The sequence below is a fragment of the Clostridium puniceum genome (assembly GCF_002006345.1).
GTDB lineage: Bacteria > Bacillota > Clostridia > Clostridiales > Clostridiaceae > Clostridium > Clostridium puniceum.
Window position 1 is genome coordinate 1 of the sequence record NZ_LZZM01000105.1, and the last position, 18,692, is coordinate 18,692.

At 29.8% G+C, this 18,692-nt stretch carries 12 protein-coding genes; all 12 read left to right on the top strand.

The genetic code is table 11. The features are described from left to right. The first annotated feature begins 122 nt into the window (after positions 1-122). The 12 genes from CLPUN_RS28605 to secA all read left to right on the top strand — a co-directional run bounded on the left by CLPUN_RS28605 (position 123) and on the right by secA (position 18,355). Complete coding sequence (locus tag CLPUN_RS28605; RefSeq protein WP_242954079.1) at positions 123-2,084, top strand: RHS repeat-associated core domain-containing protein; 1,962 nt, start codon at positions 123-125, stop codon at positions 2,082-2,084. 18 nt (positions 2,085-2,102) lie between these two features. Continuing rightward, a complete protein-coding gene (locus CLPUN_RS08160) occupies positions 2,103-2,654 on the top strand; it encodes a SecY-interacting protein Syd (protein ID WP_077846807.1) in 552 nt (183 codons plus the stop codon). 954 nt (positions 2,655-3,608) lie between these two features. Beyond that, entirely contained in the window at positions 3,609-4,301 is a 693-nt protein-coding gene (locus CLPUN_RS08170; RefSeq protein ID WP_077846808.1) for a FadR/GntR family transcriptional regulator, read from the top strand. A gap of 829 nt (positions 4,302-5,130) precedes the next feature. Next, positions 5,131-6,405 carry a nickel-dependent lactate racemase gene (gene larA / locus CLPUN_RS08175; RefSeq protein ID WP_077846809.1) on the top strand — a complete coding sequence of 425 codons (1,275 nt, stop codon included), beginning with the start codon at positions 5,131-5,133 and terminating at the stop codon, positions 6,403-6,405. Between the two features lie 39 nt (positions 6,406-6,444). Then, positions 6,445-7,233 (top strand): electron transfer flavoprotein subunit beta/FixA family protein, encoded by a 789-nt coding sequence (locus CLPUN_RS08180; protein WP_077846810.1) that lies wholly within the window; start codon positions 6,445-6,447, stop codon positions 7,231-7,233. Positions 7,234-7,245: 12 nt separating this feature from the next. Further along, positions 7,246-8,436 (top strand): electron transfer flavoprotein subunit alpha, encoded by a 1,191-nt coding sequence (locus CLPUN_RS08185; RefSeq protein ID WP_077846811.1) that lies wholly within the window; start codon positions 7,246-7,248, stop codon positions 8,434-8,436. Positions 8,437-8,439: 3 nt separating this feature from the next. Beyond that, a complete protein-coding gene (locus tag CLPUN_RS08190) occupies positions 8,440-9,840 on the top strand; it encodes an FAD-binding oxidoreductase (RefSeq protein ID WP_077846812.1) in 1,401 nt (466 codons plus the stop codon). A gap of 344 nt (positions 9,841-10,184) precedes the next feature. Then, positions 10,185-12,413, top strand: coding sequence for an SF1B family DNA helicase RecD2 (gene recD2 / locus CLPUN_RS08195; protein WP_077846813.1), 2,229 nt, complete (start codon positions 10,185-10,187; stop codon positions 12,411-12,413). A 240-nt stretch (positions 12,414-12,653) separates the two neighbouring features. Continuing rightward, positions 12,654-13,670, top strand: coding sequence for a hypothetical protein (locus CLPUN_RS08200; protein WP_077846814.1), 1,017 nt, complete (start codon positions 12,654-12,656; stop codon positions 13,668-13,670). Further along, a complete protein-coding gene (locus CLPUN_RS08205) occupies positions 13,643-14,299 on the top strand; it encodes a ComF family protein (RefSeq protein WP_077846815.1) in 657 nt (218 codons plus the stop codon). Before CLPUN_RS08200 ends, CLPUN_RS08205 begins: the two co-directional genes overlap by 28 nt. Positions 14,300-14,785: 486 nt before the next feature. Beyond that, the gene (gene hpf, locus CLPUN_RS08210; RefSeq protein ID WP_077846816.1) at positions 14,786-15,319 is read left to right on the top strand and encodes a ribosome hibernation-promoting factor, HPF/YfiA family; all 534 of its coding nucleotides are present in this window, start codon (positions 14,786-14,788) and stop codon (positions 15,317-15,319) included. A gap of 498 nt (positions 15,320-15,817) precedes the next feature. Then, complete coding sequence (gene secA / locus CLPUN_RS08215) at positions 15,818-18,355, top strand: preprotein translocase subunit SecA (RefSeq protein ID WP_077846817.1); 2,538 nt, start codon at positions 15,818-15,820, stop codon at positions 18,353-18,355. Positions 18,356-18,692 lie beyond the last annotated feature (337 nt).

An 18,692-nucleotide genomic window follows, 5' to 3' on the forward strand; every position in this document is an offset into this window, starting at 1 on the left:
AATACTTAACTATAAGACTCCTGAAGAGTTATTTGAAGCACACTTAGATAAAATTTATGCAGTTTAAGAAAATACAAGTGTTTAAGTCATAAATAGAAATTAGTTCAATTTGTTATTGCAATTTGCCGAAAAAAGAATTACAAGAAAAGCAAGAATTAGAACAACAAAATCAAAAAATAGAAAAAGAAGAAAATTTCAATAAGAATAAGCTAAATGTAATAGATCAAAGATTTAAATATAACCCAGATGGGACTTTGAAAAATGCATATACAGGAAATATGCAATATGAGTACTCTTATAATATTGAAGGAATGCTTGAGTCTAAGAGTGCATCAGGAAGAGCACTTTTAACATATACTTATGACAAAAATAATAATATTAAAAGTATAAAAGACATAACAGGAAAGAGCAGTATTTATAGCTATGATGATACTGACAGAGTTAATTTGATTCAAGATGATAATCAAATTAATATTGCAATTTATGATTATTATAAGAATGATAATATAAAATCAGTAACAGTAGGAAATGGCCTGAAGACGGATTATACTTATGATGGTGATGGAAATATTAAAAGTTTAGTTACAATATCATCAACAGGTGAAGTATTAGTAGATTATGATTATGCTTATGACTTAAATGGAAATAGACTTCAAAAGGTAAGCTCAAAGCAGAAGAATTTCTATAGTTATGACTCCATGAATAGGTTAAAAGAAGCAAGCTATGATAATCGATGCGAAAGCTTTACTTATGATAAAGTAGGCAATAGGTTAACTAATACTACAAATGATATTACTGAAAAGTATATGTACAATGTAAAGAACCAATTAAAAGAGTTACACAGAGATTCTGGAATTAATTACTTTACATATGATAAACAAGGAAATACAATAAAAGAAGAAACAACAACTGGAAATAATATCTTTGAATATAATACTCTTAACCAACAAGTAAAGGCTATAACTAAAGACGGAAACACTTTAGTAAGTAGATATGATACTGAAGGCTTAAGAGCTGAAATTGAAGAAAATGAAAAATTAACTAAATTTATTTTCCATAAGGAGAATGTTTTAGTTGAAACAGACAAAGATTTTAAAGTAATTTCTAGATTTGCTAGAGGGTATGAGGTTGTTGCAGCTGATATTTCAGAATTTGGTGAAGGTTCAGAAGCTAACTTAAATAGATATTACTATACTGTGGATGAGCAAGGTAGTACAATATTTATTAGTGACACGAATCAGCGAGTTAAAAACGAATATTATCATGATGCCTTCGGAAATGTTTTAGATAGCAAGGAAGAAGTTCATAATAGGATAACCTATACTGGGCAACAGTTTGATGGAATTACAGGACAGTATTATTTAAGGGCTAGATTCTATAATCCTGTTATAGGTAGGTTTACTCAGGAGGATATTTATAGAGGCGATGGATTAAATCTTTATGCTTATTGTGGAAATAATGCTGTTAGGTATTATGATCCTAGTGGATATAGTTGTGAAACAAAGGCAAGTGCTTTTGGAGAAATGTCTCATGAGGATGGAAAAAGATATAGAGAACATTGGGAAAGTCTCAATAACGGAAATGTAGATTATGAATCAAAGATAAGAAATTATAGGGGAATTGATCTTGGTGGAGTGGATCCCAAATATTTAGCAGATCCAAAGTATATTGTAGAAATGCCATATGTGGGCAAGAACAAGAAGAATAGTAATTCGCAAGGATGGAAGAGAGATTCTAAATTTTTCTTCAAGGAATTGCAGTCTAAACATCCAGAAATTTTCGGTAAGAAAAATACTAGCTTAATAAAAAAAGGAAGTATCCCTATTGTGGATGAAAAATTTATAGAACATTTCCCACAATATGCTGATAATTTAGATGAAGTAATTAGACATCATCATATAGGTGGAGGAGGTCAAGCAATGCCTATACCAGATACTTTACATCCAGGATATGGTGGAATACACAATGTAGAGAAAGAGATCGGTATTTTAACGGATCATACCGTAGATGGACTATTTGCTGATGAAGCAGAGAAGTTAAAAAATAGTACAGTAAGAACAAAAAACTGGAAAAGAATAAAATAAAAAGGAGCTTATAATAGAATGAGTGTAAAAACAGCTTTAGACAAATATTTTAAAGAAATGATACAAGAATATAGCAAAACAAAACAAGGATTACCAATGAGGCCGAAAAGATCAATAGCTGATGACGCTATTTATATAGGTGAATGTGATGAAGAGGGCTGGTGTAGATGGAAACCGATAGAAAAAAATGAAGTGGATAATTTTGAAAAGTTGGAAGAATTATTTGAAATAAAATTTAATGAAGATATTAAAGAATATTATAATTCATATTGGTTTTTAAGTTTAGAAGGAAGTATAAAAAAGAAAAATATAAATCTTGAACCGGTAATACCAGGGAATGAACTTATTAGTTTTATTAAAAAGGTTGAAGGATATAAACAAGCACATAATAATGAGTTAGCATATATACCAATTGGTGCAGAAGAAGAACGAGGATATTTGATTGTTATGGAAAACAGTACTGGAAAAATTAAAATTGAAAACCATGATAAAGGAGCATATAAAATTATGGCTAATAATTTAGAAGAACTAATTAGTTCTATAAAGCCTTCGGTAATTGATTTTGATTAAATATTACACTTAAGTTTGAAATGCTAATTATTAAACCAAGGTAGTTTATTAATAGATAGAAATAAGTTTAATGTCAAAGGGGCTATTACGCAACTAAATTGTTAGTTGCGTAATAGCCTATTTAAGATTTAGACAAAAATGATAGTATAAAATCAGCAACAGTTTAAAATGCATTCAAGACACATTATAAATTCGATTCTATAATGATAATATTTTAGCTTAAGCCGATATTGCAGAATTAGATGGTGATTTAAGTTTAGAAGCAGAAGCTAAATTTAATCGATATTATTATGCTGTAGATGAACAAATAGTACAATATTACTAACAAGAATCAGCGAGTCAAAAACGAATATTATCATGATGCCTTCGGAAATGTTTTAGATAGCAAGGAAGAAGTTCATAATAGGATAACTTATACTGAACAACAGTTTGATGGAATTACAAGACATCAAGATGCTGTTGATTATTGGAATACTAAAGGAAAATACCATGGCGCGAAATCAGATGAAGTAAAAGCTTATATGAATAAGTAAGATAATTATTATTTGGAGCATAAAAATATAATTGATAAAGGAATTTTTGGAATTCATTTAAAAAATGGTAAGCCACATTATCCAATATTCATTACATAAACATTTGCTGAAATAATATGTTATATAAATATTAGAATATGGATGTCACAATACTGAGGATAGTAGTAATATAATTAACATAGTATACTAGTTAATTGAATATGTTATAATTTAAGTAATATATATAAGTTATAGAACAAATATGAAAATAAAGAAAAAATTAAAACATTAATTTTTTTATGGAATATAAATTTGTTAATTATTATTTTAATACTGCGTGTAAGATAGTGTATAATCAATCATGATAGAGTGCTTAGGAGAACTTAAATATTTGAAAGCGATAAATAAATACCAAAAGTACAGTTGGAGGATAGGAATTAGAATGTTTACACCAATTAAAAATACAAAGGTTTATGAACAGGCGATTGAGCAAATAAAAAAGATGATATTAGATGGTACCTTAAAAAAAGGGGATAAACTTCCTACTGAAAGAGATTTAGCAGAACAGCTTCAAGTTAGTAGGGCATCTGTACGTGAAGCTTTAAGAGCACTTGATATAATTGGATTGATAGAAAGCAGGCAGGGGGCGGGAAATTATATAAAAGAAAATTTTGAGAACAGCCTTTTCGAGCCGATGTCTATTATGTTTATGCTTGAAAATGGAACGCATCTTGAAATTCTTGAATTTAGAAAAATGCTTGAAAGTGAGGCTGTAGCTCTTGCAGCAAAGAGAATTACTGATGAAGATATTAAGACTCTTGAGGAATTACTATATGAACTCAAAGCATGTAATGATGAGAAGAAGAGTTCAATTCTTGATAAGAAGTTTCATTTTACCATAGCAAAAGCATCAAAAAACTTGCTTATTATAAATGTACTAGAGGTAACATCACAATTGATGGATGAATTTATTAAGGATTCTAGGGAAAAGATATTAGCTTTTGAGGATAATAGAGCAAAACTAAATGAACAGCATGAGATGCTATATAATGCAATGAAAAATAGGGATGTTGAATCATCTCAGAAAGCAATGATGGAACATTTAAAATTTATAGAGGATTATATTTGTGAATAAAGCATGTCAATCGTTGAATTTTTGAATATACTCAATATAAAAGAATCTGTCTCAAAATAAGAAATAGCATAATAGATTGATTTTCGATATTAAAAACTCAATCTATTGTGCTAAAATTTATTTTGAAGCAGTTTTTTATTATTTGCAGGTCTGTAAATATTTTTAACACTATATATTATTTATGTTCTGAAACGTTAATAAAAGTAGAACTGAAAATATTATTTCCATACATAAATGTTTAAGATGTAATTTATATTAATTTATACAATATATTGTTAATGGATTAACAAGAATATTTTTTTAATTTTTTTTTCATTTAAAATATCAACTATATTTTAAATGAAATACATAATTAATACATATAAAATTTAAATATATTAATTATTATATTTTAATTTGTTAATATAATAACTAATGTAGTAATTTTCCAATAATTATGATAGTATTATTTTAACAAAGATTGGTCAGACCACCTTACCAAAGTATAAATAGATAGAAAGAATAAATACGTATTTACTATTCGTTGTTACAGTGATACATATTGTAAAACTTATGATTTCCAAAGGAGCATTGAAAGTTCTAGGTATAAATCAGTATCTGACACCTTATTGGTGCAATTTTACTTGCAATTTCAGTTTGGAAAATACATGCTATATTCGCTATTACTAACATTATTCAAGTTGCAGCCCTGATTGCCTTTTTATAATAGGACAAATTGTTAATTATAACTTATCAGTATATACCAATAACATGAATTTAATAGTTTTAGGAGCTATAGTTTATGTTGGATTTTATATAATATAGCTTAAATATTAAAGGGGGAAATAACATGACGATGATAAAAATACCTTATAATAAAAGTTTTTTGGAAGCAAATATTTCTGATAAAAATCTTGAAGCTGTGCTTGAATCTAAGGCGCATAATTACAATCTTGGACTTACACAAGAAGAAATTGTTGAAAAAGCACTGGACAATCCTATTGAAAGCAAGGGCTTAGAGGAACTAGTAAAAGGTAAAAACAATATGGTTATTATAACTAGTGATCATACAAGGCCTGTTCCAAGTAAAATAACTTTGCCAATACTACTTAGAAGAATTAGAAATGTAAATCCAGATATAGATATAAAAATTCTTATTGCAACAGGTTTTCACAGACCTACAACTAGAGAAGAAATGATTGATAAATTTGGAGAAGAAATTGTCAATAATGAACAGTTAATAAATCATTATTCTGAAAAGAAAGAAGAGCAAGCTTTTGTAGGAATTCTTCCATCTGGCGGGGAGTTATGGATAAATAAGCTGGCGGTTGAAGCAGAGCTTTTAATATCTGAAGGTTTTATAGAACCACATTTTTTTGCAGGTTTTTCTGGAGGAAGAAAAAGCATTCTTCCTGGAATTGCAAGTGCTGGCACTATAATGTGGAATCATAATTCAGAATTTATAGGAAATGGTCATGCAAGAACAGGAATACTTGGCAATAATCCTATACATGAAGATATGCTCTTTGCAGCTGAAAAAGCTGGTTTGGCATTTATATTGAATGTGGTTATAGATAAGGATAAAAAAATTATACATGCTGTTAGTGGACATAGTAAATTTGCACATGAAGAAGGATGTAAATTTGTTTCAGAACTTTCAAGTATTAGTAGTGTTAAGGGGGATATAGTTATTAGCTCTAATGGAGGATATCCTCTTGATCAGAACATTTATCAATCAGTTAAAGGAATGACAGCTGCTGAAGCCTGCTGTAAAGAGGGTTCTGTAATAATAATGGTATCAGCCTGCAATGATGGACATGGAGGAGAATCCTTCTATAGAAACATGGTAGAGGCTAGAAATCCAATAGAGGTATTGAATAAAGTACTTCAAGTTTCCAAGGATAAAACCAAACCAGACCAATGGGAATTTCAAATTTTAGCAAGAATATTAAGCAAAAATAAAGTGATTATGGTAACAGATATGTGTGATACTGAAATCATTAAAAACATGCATATGGAATGTGCATATACTCTTGAAGAAGCTTTAAAGAGAGCATATAAGTTAAAGGGTGAAGCTGCAAAGGTTGTAGTCATACCAGATGGAGTTTCTGTAGTAGTTAAATAATTAATTAAATATTTAATATAAATTTAGGAGGAAAATTATATGGATATATTGATATGTATTAAACAGGTACCAGGAGCAACTAAAGTTGAAGTTGATCCTGTAACAGGAGTATTGAAAAGAGATGGAGTAGATTCAAAAATGAATCCTTATGATTTATATGCCATTGAAACTGCTTTGAAAATTAATGAGCAGGTTAAAGGAATCATAAAGGTTATAAGTATGGGACCTCCACAAGCTAAGGAGGTTATCAAGGAAGCCTTCACAATGGGTGCTCAGGATGGAATGCTTTTATCAGATAGAAAATTTGCAGGTGCAGATGTTTTAGCAACTTCATATACAATTTCTCAAGGAGTGCGAAGAATGGGGAATACGGATCTCATAATTTGTGGAAAGCAGACAACAGATGGTGATACAGCTCAAGTTGGACCAGAAATGGCTGAATATTTGGGAATGCCGCACGTAGCAAATGTAAGAAAAATAGTTGAAGTTAAAGATAAATCCATAGTAGTAGAAATGGATATGCCTAACACGATTGAAATTGTAGAAATTAAATTTCCATGTTTAATAACTGTAGAAAAGGATATTTTTCAGCCAAGGCTTCCATCTTATAGAAGGAAACTTAAGATAAAGGATAAAGAAATTGGAATAATAAGTTTAAAAGATTTTGAAGATCAAAATGAAAAAAGATATGGTCTTAATGGGTCACCAACTCAAGTTGAAAGAATATTCCCGCCAGAAGTGAATACAGATAGGGAAATGTGGAATGGAAGTCCATCTGAATTAACTGAAAAAATAGCTGGCAAGCTAAAAAATCTAAAGTTTATATAAGGAGGAATTGTTATGGGTAAGCTTGTAGTAAATCAAGATAAAATACCAAGTATTGATGAATTAATTAAAATATGTCCCTTTGGTGCTATGGAAAATAATGGTGGAAAGGTTGAAATAAATTCAGGTTGCAAAATGTGTAAGCTTTGCGTTAAAAAAGGACCTGTTGGGGCAGTAGAATTTATTGAGGAAGAAATAATAGAAATAGATAAGAGTTTATGGAATGGTATAGCTGTATATGTAGATCATGTAGAAGGTGAAATTCACCCGGTTACACTTGAGCTTATTGGAAAGGCAAAGGAGCTTGCTTCCAAAATAAATCATCCAGTGTATTGTATATTTATGGGAGAAAATATAAAAGATAAAGGAGAAGAACTTCTTCATTATGGAGTAAATGAAGTATTTATATACGATGATGCAGAATTAAAGGATTTTAGAATAGAACCATATACTGCAGTTTTTGAAGATTTTATAAACAAAGTTAAGCCAACAGCAATACTTGTAGGTGCTACTACTATAGGTAGATCTCTTGCACCAAGAGTTGCTGCAAGGTTTAGGACTGGGCTTACTGCAGACTGTACAATACTTGATATAAAGGAAAATACTGATTTGGTTCAAATAAGACCAGCATTTGGCGGCAATATTATGGCACAGATTGTTACCCCAAATAACAGGCCACAGCTAGCAACAGTAAGATATAAAGTTATGTCTGCACCAAAGAGAAATGCTGAAGCATCAGGCAAGATATCTATTTGTGAAATAAGTAAAGATAAACTTGCTTCAAATATTAATGTACTTAATGTCATTCCAAAAGAAAAGGAAACAGGTATTTCAGATGCAGAGGTAATTGTAGCAGTAGGAAGAGCATTGAAATCTGAGAAGGATTTATCTATGATAAAGGAACTGGCAGAACTGCTTAATGGTGAAGTTGCAGTTACAAGACCTCTAATTGAATCAGGCTGGGCAGATGCAAAAAGACAGGTAGGCTTAAGTGGAAGAACTGTAAGACCAAAGCTTATAATAGCTTGTGGAATATCTGGTGCAGTTCAGTTTACAGCAGGTATGAATAATTCAGACTATATATTTGCTATTAATATAGACGAAAAAGCGCCTATATTTAAAGTAGCTCACTATGGAGTTGTTGGTGACATATATGAAATTATACCGCAGCTTATAGAACAAATAAAGTTGTCAAGGGAGGCATAAACCATGAATTATAAAAAAGTTGATATAAATGATATTCAAAATATATTATCTATGATAGGCGATGAAGAAAGGTTTTTTCATGGTGAAAACATTAATGAAGATTATAGCCATGATGAGCTTGGAACAGTAAAACAAATGCCTGAGATTGTAGTACAGGTTACAAGCACTGAAGAAGTTTCTTCAATTATGAAATATGCTAATGAGAATAACATTCCTGTAACACCTAGAGGTTCAGGTACTGGCCTTGTTGGAGCAGCAGTTCCAATTCATGGGGGTATAATAATTGATTTATGTAAAATGAACAAAATACTTGAGCTAGATGAGGAAAATCTTACACTTACTGTGGAGCCTGGAGTACTTCTTATGGAAATAGCTGCCTTTGTTGAGGAGCATGATTTGTTTTATCCGCCAGATCCAGGTGAGAAGACTGCTACAATAGCTGGAAATATCAATACAAATGCAGGTGGAATGAGGGCAGTTAAATATGGAGTTACTAGGGATTTTGTAAGAGGGTTGGAGCTAGTTTTACCAAATGGAGAAATAATTGAAGTAGGCGGAAAAGTAGTAAAGAACAGTTCTGGTTATAGTTTGAAGGATTTGATTGTTGGCTCAGAGGGGACTCTTGCAATTGTTACAAAGGCAATATTAAGGCTTTTACCACTACCTAAAAAAGCTATAAGTTTGTTGATTCCATTTCCAAATCTTGAAACAGCAATAGAAACTGTTCCGAAGATAATAAAATCTAAATCTGTTCCAACTGCAATCGAATTTATGCAAAGGGCGGCTATAGTAGCTGCTGAAGAGTTTCTTGGAAAGAAGTTCCCAGATAATTCATCAGATGCTTATCTTCTTCTTACCTTTGATGGAAATAGTAAGGAGGAAGTAGAGAAAAATTATGAAAACGTGGCTGACATATGCCTTAATGAAGGTGCGCTTGATGTATTTATATCTGATACTGAAGAGAGACAGGAGTCAATATGGAGTGCTAGAAAGGCTTTTCTTGAAGCTATAAAATCATCAACTACGGAAATGGATGAGGTTGATGTAGTTGTTCCGAGAGACAAAGTTGCTGAATTTGTTAAATTTATACATGAACTTGAAAATAAATTTGAAATAAGAATAAAGAGCTTTGGACATGCTGGCGATGGAAATCTGCATATATACATTTTAAGAGATCAGCTTGATAAAGAGACATGGAATAAAAAATTAAATGATGTTATGGAATGTATGTACGACAAATCTAAGGCATTAAATGGACAAGTTTCAGGAGAACATGGAATAGGTTTTGCTAAAAAGCCATATTTAATTAATTCATTATCAGAAGAAGTGCTTGGTATAATGAAGGGCATAAAGCTTGCATTTGATTCTAAGAATATACTTAATCCAAATAAAGTGTGCCAATAAAATTATGTTACTTACTAAATAATTTGAAGAACATAAAAGGGAGTGTTGCAAAATGATTTGATTTTAATCAAGAGCGATGCTCCGTTTTTGTTTAGGTTGAAAAATCTCTAAATTTTCCTTCAACCTTCATAGCTCTATTTATTAGTAATTTAGTTCTAATTTCAGTTGTAATATTTTAGAAGGACATTTCACGTTTTTTTAAAAAAGCCATCAAAAAAATAAATTTCCAAGAGAACTGTTTAATTATAGTATAATGTATTATGGTATAATTGAAAATAAAAGTGAATTTGTGTTATCCTTATAAATTTGAACTAAATATTATTAAAAGATTTGGAGAGATTCTAATGGAAGTCCTAAATGGTTTTGTTGAGAATATTGTTTTTAAAAGTGAAGATACTGGTTACGTAGTTTGTAGAATCAGAAGTGATAAAAATTTGTTTAGTGCTGTTGGAACAGTTCCTTTCATTAAGGAAGGCCAAAATGTAAAATTAACAGGCTATTGGACGGTACATAAGCAGTTTGGGAATCAATTTAATATTCAGGATTATGAAGAGCTTCTTCCAAATTCATTAGATGGAATAGAAAAATATTTAAGTGCAGGAGTAATACATGGAATTGGACCTGTTACAGCTAAAAAAATAATAGAACAATTTGGTGAAGAAACTTTAGATATATTAGAAAATCACATTGAAAGACTAATGGAGATAGAAGGTATAGGAGAAAAAAAGTTTCAAATTATATATGAATCTTATATAGAACAACAAGGACTTAAGGATATAATTTTATATTTTAATAAGCATGGAGTTACTAACAATCAATGTCTTAAAATTTACAAGAAGTTTGGACCAAATGCAAAGCAGATAGTATCTAATAATCCATACATATTATGTGAAGAAATCACAGGTATTGGTTTTAAGACAGCAGATAGAATTGCTATGAGTATTGGGGTTGAAAGTAATTCAGAATTTAGAATTCAAAGTGCAGTTAAATATATAATGAACCAGTTTTGTTCTTCTGGAAACACATTTATGATTAAGGATAATATAATAGAAGAATGTGAGAAGATATTATTGATTTCCAAAGAATTAATTGAAAAAAATATATATGATATGGCAGCACAACAGAAAATAATTATTGAAAAAATTGATGAAGTTGAAGTTGGATTTTTGCTTCAATATTATTATTGTGAGCTTGGAGTGACTAGTAAGATAATAACTTTAGGTCTGCAAGACATACCAACTATAAATTCAGAGGTTGATTTTGAAGTGGACGTTTTTGAAAAGGAGCACAAGATAGAATTTGCTCCATCTCAAAGAGAAGCAATTATTGGTGCTTTTAATAATGGGATAGAAATAATTACAGGTGGTCCAGGAACTGGGAAGACCACAATTATAAGGGCTATAATTCATATTTACGAAAATAATGGTATGAAGGTAATACTTGGAGCACCTACTGGAAGAGCAGCTAAAAGAATGACTGAATCTACTGGAAGAGAAGCAAAAACAATACACAGACTTTTAGAAATGGGAATTTCAGACGATGATGAATCAGTCTTTGAAAAGGGAGAAGCATCACCATTAGATTGTGATGTAATAATAATTGATGAAGCATCTATGATTGATATAATGTTAATGCAAAACCTCCTTAAAGCAATTAAGCTTGGAACAAGATTAATAATTGTTGGAGATGTTGATCAGCTGCCTTCTGTTGGACCAGGAAATGTATTAAAAGACCTTATAGAAAGCGAATATATAAAGGTAGTAAGGTTAAAAGAAATATTTAGACAGGGAAAAGAAAGTTTAATTGTTGTAAATGCCCATAGAATTAATGAGGGGGAAATGCCTTTATTAAATCAAAAAGATAAAGATTTCTTTTTCATTAATGAAAATGATCAAGATAAAATTTTAAATACAATAATAGACTTAATGAATAGAAGGCTTCCTAAATTCAATGGATCTTGGGATAAATTAAAAGATATTCAAGTTTTAACTCCTATGAGAAAAGGAACCCTTGGAGTTAATAATTTAAATATTAGACTTCAAGAAGTATTTAATCCGCCAGAAAAGGATAAAAAAGAAAGAACTTCTCGAGATGTGGTTTTTAGGGAAGGAGATAAAGTCATGCAAACCAAAAATAATTATAGCTTAAAATGGATTAGAGTTAATGGGGTTGTGGACGACAATGAAGGCGTTGGAGTTTTTAATGGGGATTTAGGTTTTATTGAAAGTATTGATGAAGAATCTAAAGTTTTAACCATTATATTTGAGGATGAAAGAAAGGTCATTTATGATTTTAATACTTTAGATGAATTAGAATTAGCTTATGCAACTACAATTCATAAGAGCCAAGGAAGTGAATTTAAAGTTGTAATTATTCCTGTATTTATGGGTTCACCTTTTCTGATGAATCGTAATCTGCTCTATACAGGAATTACGAGGGCAAAACAGCTTGTGGTAGTGGTTGGCTTTCAAAAAGCATTAATGTATATGATAAATAACACTAATAGTATAGAAAGATATTCCGCTTTAAAGCATAGAATTAAAGATATAATAACTAAAGATGAATTTAAGTAGATAAGTGATAAGTGAAAGTTCAAATCTATGATTTGGTTCCTCGAACTTAATTAATTTGTGTATACAAATTAATTCCCTTAGTAGAGAACCAAAATCTATGATTTTGTGTGAATCACTTACTCAGCGACTGAAAGGAGTCGAGTTTCATAAGTAGAGAACCAAAATCTATGATTTTGTGTGAATCACTTACTCAGCGACTGAAAGGAGTCGAGTTTCATATTAAAAGAAAGGAGAGAAATCATGGAGGATATATGTAAAATAACAGAAGAAGATTTAAAATATGCCTATGATAAGATTGATTATTGGTATAAAAAAAATATAAAGTTTTTGACAATAATCACAGTTCCTTTTAATACAGCTTGTATTTTTTCGGATATAATTGGTAAGATTGCTCAAAACAATGAAAAAGCATTATATGTTTGGGGAAAAAATGAGCAAAATAAACAATTAATTAATAAAATAAGAGATTTAAATTTAACCATAACACACTCATACATAAAAAGAGGCTCTTCAGATACTGATTTAGCATTTATACATTATGATAATATAGATAAAATCGAAGGAAAATATGATTTGGTCATTTTCGACGATATAACTTATTTTTCAAACTTAAGCAGTATAAATGTAAGAGACAAGTTAGAGCTTTGTGGGAATTTGGGGAGAAGAGTTTTAGCGTATAGTATAGAAAAACTAGCTTTAGTAGGCGCAAAGTTTGAGCTTGCAGCATACAATTATAAAAAACCTTTTGTAGAGCCTAGGATATTAACAACTAGAATAGATTTGAATGTTGATATTCCATATACTCTTTATGATTATCTAAAATGGTTTAAAGAAAATAATCATAAAGTAGGTATTTATGTACCGACTGAAGAAAAGGTTGATATGGTTTATGATTATTTTGCTAATAAGTTAAAGCTTTCAGCAGTTAAAATAATCAAAATATCTAAAAGTAATCAAATAAAAAAATGTGAAGGGGTATCAAAACATAAAAATAAGGCAATATTTATAGTGACTAATAAAGTAGAGGAGTTACTTGAATGTTGCTATATTGATGATATTGTAGTAATGTTTTCTGATAATGAAAGCTATGGCTATAAAAAGATTTTATATACTTGTGGTCAAATAAGAAATATAAAAGCAGAATTACCAGAAGTACTTTTGGTAGCTAATGATATATCAGAAGAAATGGATAAAGCAAAGAATATGGCAAGAGAATTCAATAAAAGAGTATGGGAAAAGCGTTTAAGAGAAGTATAATAAAATTATGGGAAGCATTAATTGAAGTAATATATCCAAGAGAAAATTATTGCATTATATGTAAAGAAGAAGATTGCTTTGGTATATGTAATACCTGCAAGAAGAATATTAGGCTTATAGGGGAGGCATATCAAGAGGAAATAATAAGTTATGGATATTATGGTGGAGTATTAAAAGAGTTAATACTGAAATTTAAATATAAAGATAATTTTACGGCAGGAGATATTCTCGCAGAAATTTTAGAAGAATATATAATTAAAAATTTTAATTATAAGGAATATATAATAACCTACATACCTTTATCAAAAAAATCTGAGAAAATTAGAGGTTTTAACCAGTGCAAATATATAGCAGAAAAGATATCTAGAGATTTATCAATTGAGGTTTTTGAAGTATTAATTAAAACAAAAGAAACTAAGGAACAAAAGAAATTAAAAAAAGATGAAAGATTTGAAAATATAAAAGATGCGTTTGAAATAAAAAAAGGACTAAAAATAAAAAATCCCAAAATTATATTAATAGATGATGTGACAACAACAGGTGCAACACTTAAAGAAGCATATAAATTATTAAAAAAATTTAATTTTAATGATATAAAACTCTTGACCTTAGCGAAAAGTCATATATAATATTAATGTAAAGCTAGGTTTGTGGTTGAAAGTCGAAGCTAGTCGCAGGCAAAACGATCCACGTAATTTAGACAAAATGTCTAAGGAGCATGGTGCGGTATAGAAGTAAGTCCTGCCAGTCGATAGAACTGAGAGGGTTAGTAGTGAGGGATTAATTTTTAGTAGCAAAAGCTCCAGCAGGCGAGTGTGGGGTCAAAGACCAGGTCAGCTAGCTTTACTCTGTAGATATATATATTATTGGAATAAATGACAAATCTAATCCTATTTATTAGGATTAGATTTTTTTTCGTCAAATTAATTATCAGAATTATCAGTAAATTATCTTGTTAAGTTTATAAAAAAGTGATAGAATAATATTAATCCAAATATATATGTTGCGAAAATATCTTACATGCTAATAAACATAATAATTTGATTTTGCTGAAGAGTTAAAGTTGCAATATATATAATTTAACAAAACTTTTTCATTGAGAGGGGCTGGAGTTTATGAAAGTCACAGTTATAGCAAAAAATATGGAATTAACAGATGCACTAAAGGAAATAGTGCAAAAGAAGATAAGTAAATTGGAAAAGTATTTTGAAAAAAATGTTGAAGCAAAAGCTACGTTAAGCGTTCAAAAAAATAGACAAATAATTGAAGTTACTATTCCATTTAATGGAGTTATATTAAGAGGTGAAGAATCAACTTCAGACATGTACAAGTCTTTGGATTTAGTAGAGGACAAGTTGGAAAGACAAATTAGGAAACAAAAAACTAGATTGTCAAGAAAACATGGAGGATCAGTAAGATTTGGAGAGTTAAGTGATATAGAGGTTAAATCAATAGAAGAAGATGACGGGAAATTGGTTAGGGTAAAGAAATTTGGCGTTAAGCCAATGAATTCAGAAGAAGCAATTCTTCAAATGGATTTACTAGGACATAACTTCTTCGTATTCCAAGATGCTGACAGTAATAAAGTAAATGTAGTTTATAAAAGAAAAGATGGAGATTATGGTTTATTAGAACCTGAATTAATATAATACATTAAAACTTAACTGTTCAAGAGGTATATTTAAGTACCTCTTGAACAGTTATTTTTATATGTGTTCTAATAAATAAATTAAATACACTTGTTCATTGAATATGATTTTAATATACAGTAACTAAACATGTGTAGTTTATTTATTGAAACATATAACTTGTAAAATAAAAAAATTCTACAGTGCAATAAAATCTAAGAGAAAGATAATTATAGATGCTATAAAATAATTCATATATTTAGATAGTTTTAAATTTATAAGAACATTAAAATTTAAAACTAACCAATATTATATAGATAATTCTTATAATTTTATTAATAATTTGTTAAGATTCAATTATTTATATAGGATTTAATACAAATATTGTGAGATTTCTTGAAAAGAAGACAGATAAAATGCTATAATTAGAAAATACGTGGTTTATAAAGTAAATTATAAATAAATTAAATATGTATTAGAAATTAAATATGAAATATAGAATTTCGAAAGGATGACATTATGGGACTATTAAAAGCCGTATTTGGAACATATAGTGAAAGAGAAGTCAAAAGACTTAAACCTACTATACAAAAAATAAATGATTTAGAAGAAGCAATAAAAAAACTTTCAGATGAAGAGTTAAAAACAAAGACTTTAGAATTTAAAGAGAGATTAGCGAATGGAGAAACTTTAGACAATATTTTACCAGAAGCATTTGCTGTTGTAAGAGAAGGATCAGTAAGAGTATTTGAAAAGAGACATTTTGATGAACAACTTATGGGTGGTATGGTACTTCACCAAGGTAGAATTTCAGAAATGAAAACAGGTGAAGGAAAGTCTTTAACTGCAACACTACCAGCATATTTAAATGCATTAAGCGGAAATGGTGTTCATATAGTAACAGTTAATGATTACCTTGCTAAGAGAGATGCGGAAGAAATGGGCGAATTGTATTCTTTCTTAGGATTAACCACAGGAGTTATTGTACATGAATTAAACAATGATCAAAGAAGAGAATCCTATGCTTCAGATATTACATATGGAACCAATAACGAATTTGGATTTGATTATTTAAGAGATAATATGGTTATCTACAAAGAAGAAAGGGTTCAAAGACCATTAAATTTTGCTGTAGTTGATGAAGTCGATTCTATTTTAATAGATGAAGCAAGAACTCCACTTATAATTTCTGGTCAAGGAGAAAAATCTACTGAATTTTATAAGGTTGCAGATTACTTTGCGAAGAAATTAGTTGCCGAAAAAGATTTTACAAGAGATGAAAAAGCTAATGCAGTAATGTTAACTGATGCAGGTGTTAAAAAAGCAGAATTAACATTTAAAGTAGATAATTATGCTGATGCTGATAATATAGAGTTACAACATTATGTAACTCAAGCTTTAAAAGCAAACTTTGCCATGAAAAAAGATAAAGATTACATGGTTAAAGACGGAGAAGTAATCATTGTTGATGAATTTACAGGAAGACTTATGGAAGGTAGAAGATACTCAGATGGTCTTCACCAAGCAATAGAAGCAAAAGAAGGGGTTAAGATTGCAAGAGAATCAAAGACTTTAGCTACTATTACATTCCAAAATTACTTCAGAATGTACAAAAAATTATCAGGTATGACTGGTACTGCATTAACAGAAGAAAATGAATTTAGAGAAATTTATGGATTAGACGTTATTGTTATTCCAACACATAGACCAATTGCAAGAATAGATAATCCAGATTTAGTATTCAGTACTGAAATTGGAAAAATTAAAGCTGTTGCAACGGAAGTAGAAAAGGCTCATGCTAAAGGTCAGCCAGTTCTAGTTGGTACAGTTAGTATTGAAAAATCAGAACTTGTTTCAAGTATGCTTAAGAAAAAAGGTATACAACATAAAGTATTAAATGCTAAGTTCCATGAACAAGAAGCAGAAATAATAGCTCATGCTGGAGAATTTGGTACGGTTACTATAGCTACTAATATGGCTGGACGTGGTACTGATATTAAGCTTGGCGAAGGTGTAGTTGAAGTTGGTGGTCTTAAGATAATAGGTACTGAAAGACATGAATCAAGAAGAATAGATAACCAATTAAGAGGACGTTCTGGTAGACAAGGAGACCCAGGTGAATCAACATTCTTTATTTCATTAGAAGATGATTTAATGAGAATATTTGGATCAGAAAAGATTCAAGGTGTTGTTGAAAAATTAGGACTTCAAGAAGAAGAAGCAATTGAAAGTAAAATGGTTTCAAAAGCTATAGAAAATGCTCAAAAGAAGGTTGAAGGTAATAACTTTGATATAAGAAAACAATTATTAGGTTATGATGACGTAATGAATATACAAAGAGGAGTTATCTATAAGCAAAGAGCAGAAGTTCTTGAAGGTGAAGATGTAAAAGAAGAAGTATTATCGATGACTAAAGACATTATAGCACAAGCGGTTAATACTCATATTACAGGTGAAAGTGAAAATTATAGAGAAGAATTTTTGCACTTAATGGTGGCACTTCAAGAAATATGTATACCACCAAATTCAGTTAACTTACCTAGTCTTGAAAATCTTGCAAATGAAGAAATAATTGAAAGTCTTTATGAAACTGCATGTAAATTCTACGAACAAAAGGAAGAAGAATTTACACCAGAAAGATTAAGAGAAATTGAAAGAGTTGTTGTTTTAAGAGCTGTTGATACTAAATGGATGAACCATATAGATAATATGGATCACTTAAAGCAAGGTATTGGACTTCAATCATTTAAACAAATCGACCCAGTTCAAGCATACCAAATGGAAGGTAGCGAAATGTTTAATGAAATGATTCAAGCAATAAAGGAAGAAACAGTTAAACTATTATTCCATGTTAAGATAGAAAGAGCTCCAGAAAGAGTAAGAGTTGCACAAGAAACTGAAGCAGTTCATGCTGATGCACCACATGGAGCAGGTGGACCAAGTGCAGAACCTGCACCAGTAGGACCACTTAGAAATCTTGATAAGCATGGAAGAAATGATTTATGTCCATGTGGTAGTGGAAAGAAATTTAAAAACTGTTGTGGAAGAGAAGCTTAACTTAGTTATATATACCCTTTAAGAAATTAAGAGTTAAGGTAACAATTCTAAGAAGTTTTTAGATTGGATTTTTTAAGAATAGATATGATATAATAGATTCCGTAGGAGTTGAAAAAATTGTTATTATAAACTAAGAAACAATTTTGATTAGATTTCTACGGAATTTCTATTAAATGAAATTAATCTATTAGAAAATTATTAAAATGGAAATAAAAACAAATGTAAGAAATGAAATTTATTATAAAATATAATATAGAGTTTAATATTGAGAGGTATATTAGAATTAACTCTTAATTCTAAACTCTTAACTATTAAATGATTAAAAGGGGTGGAATAG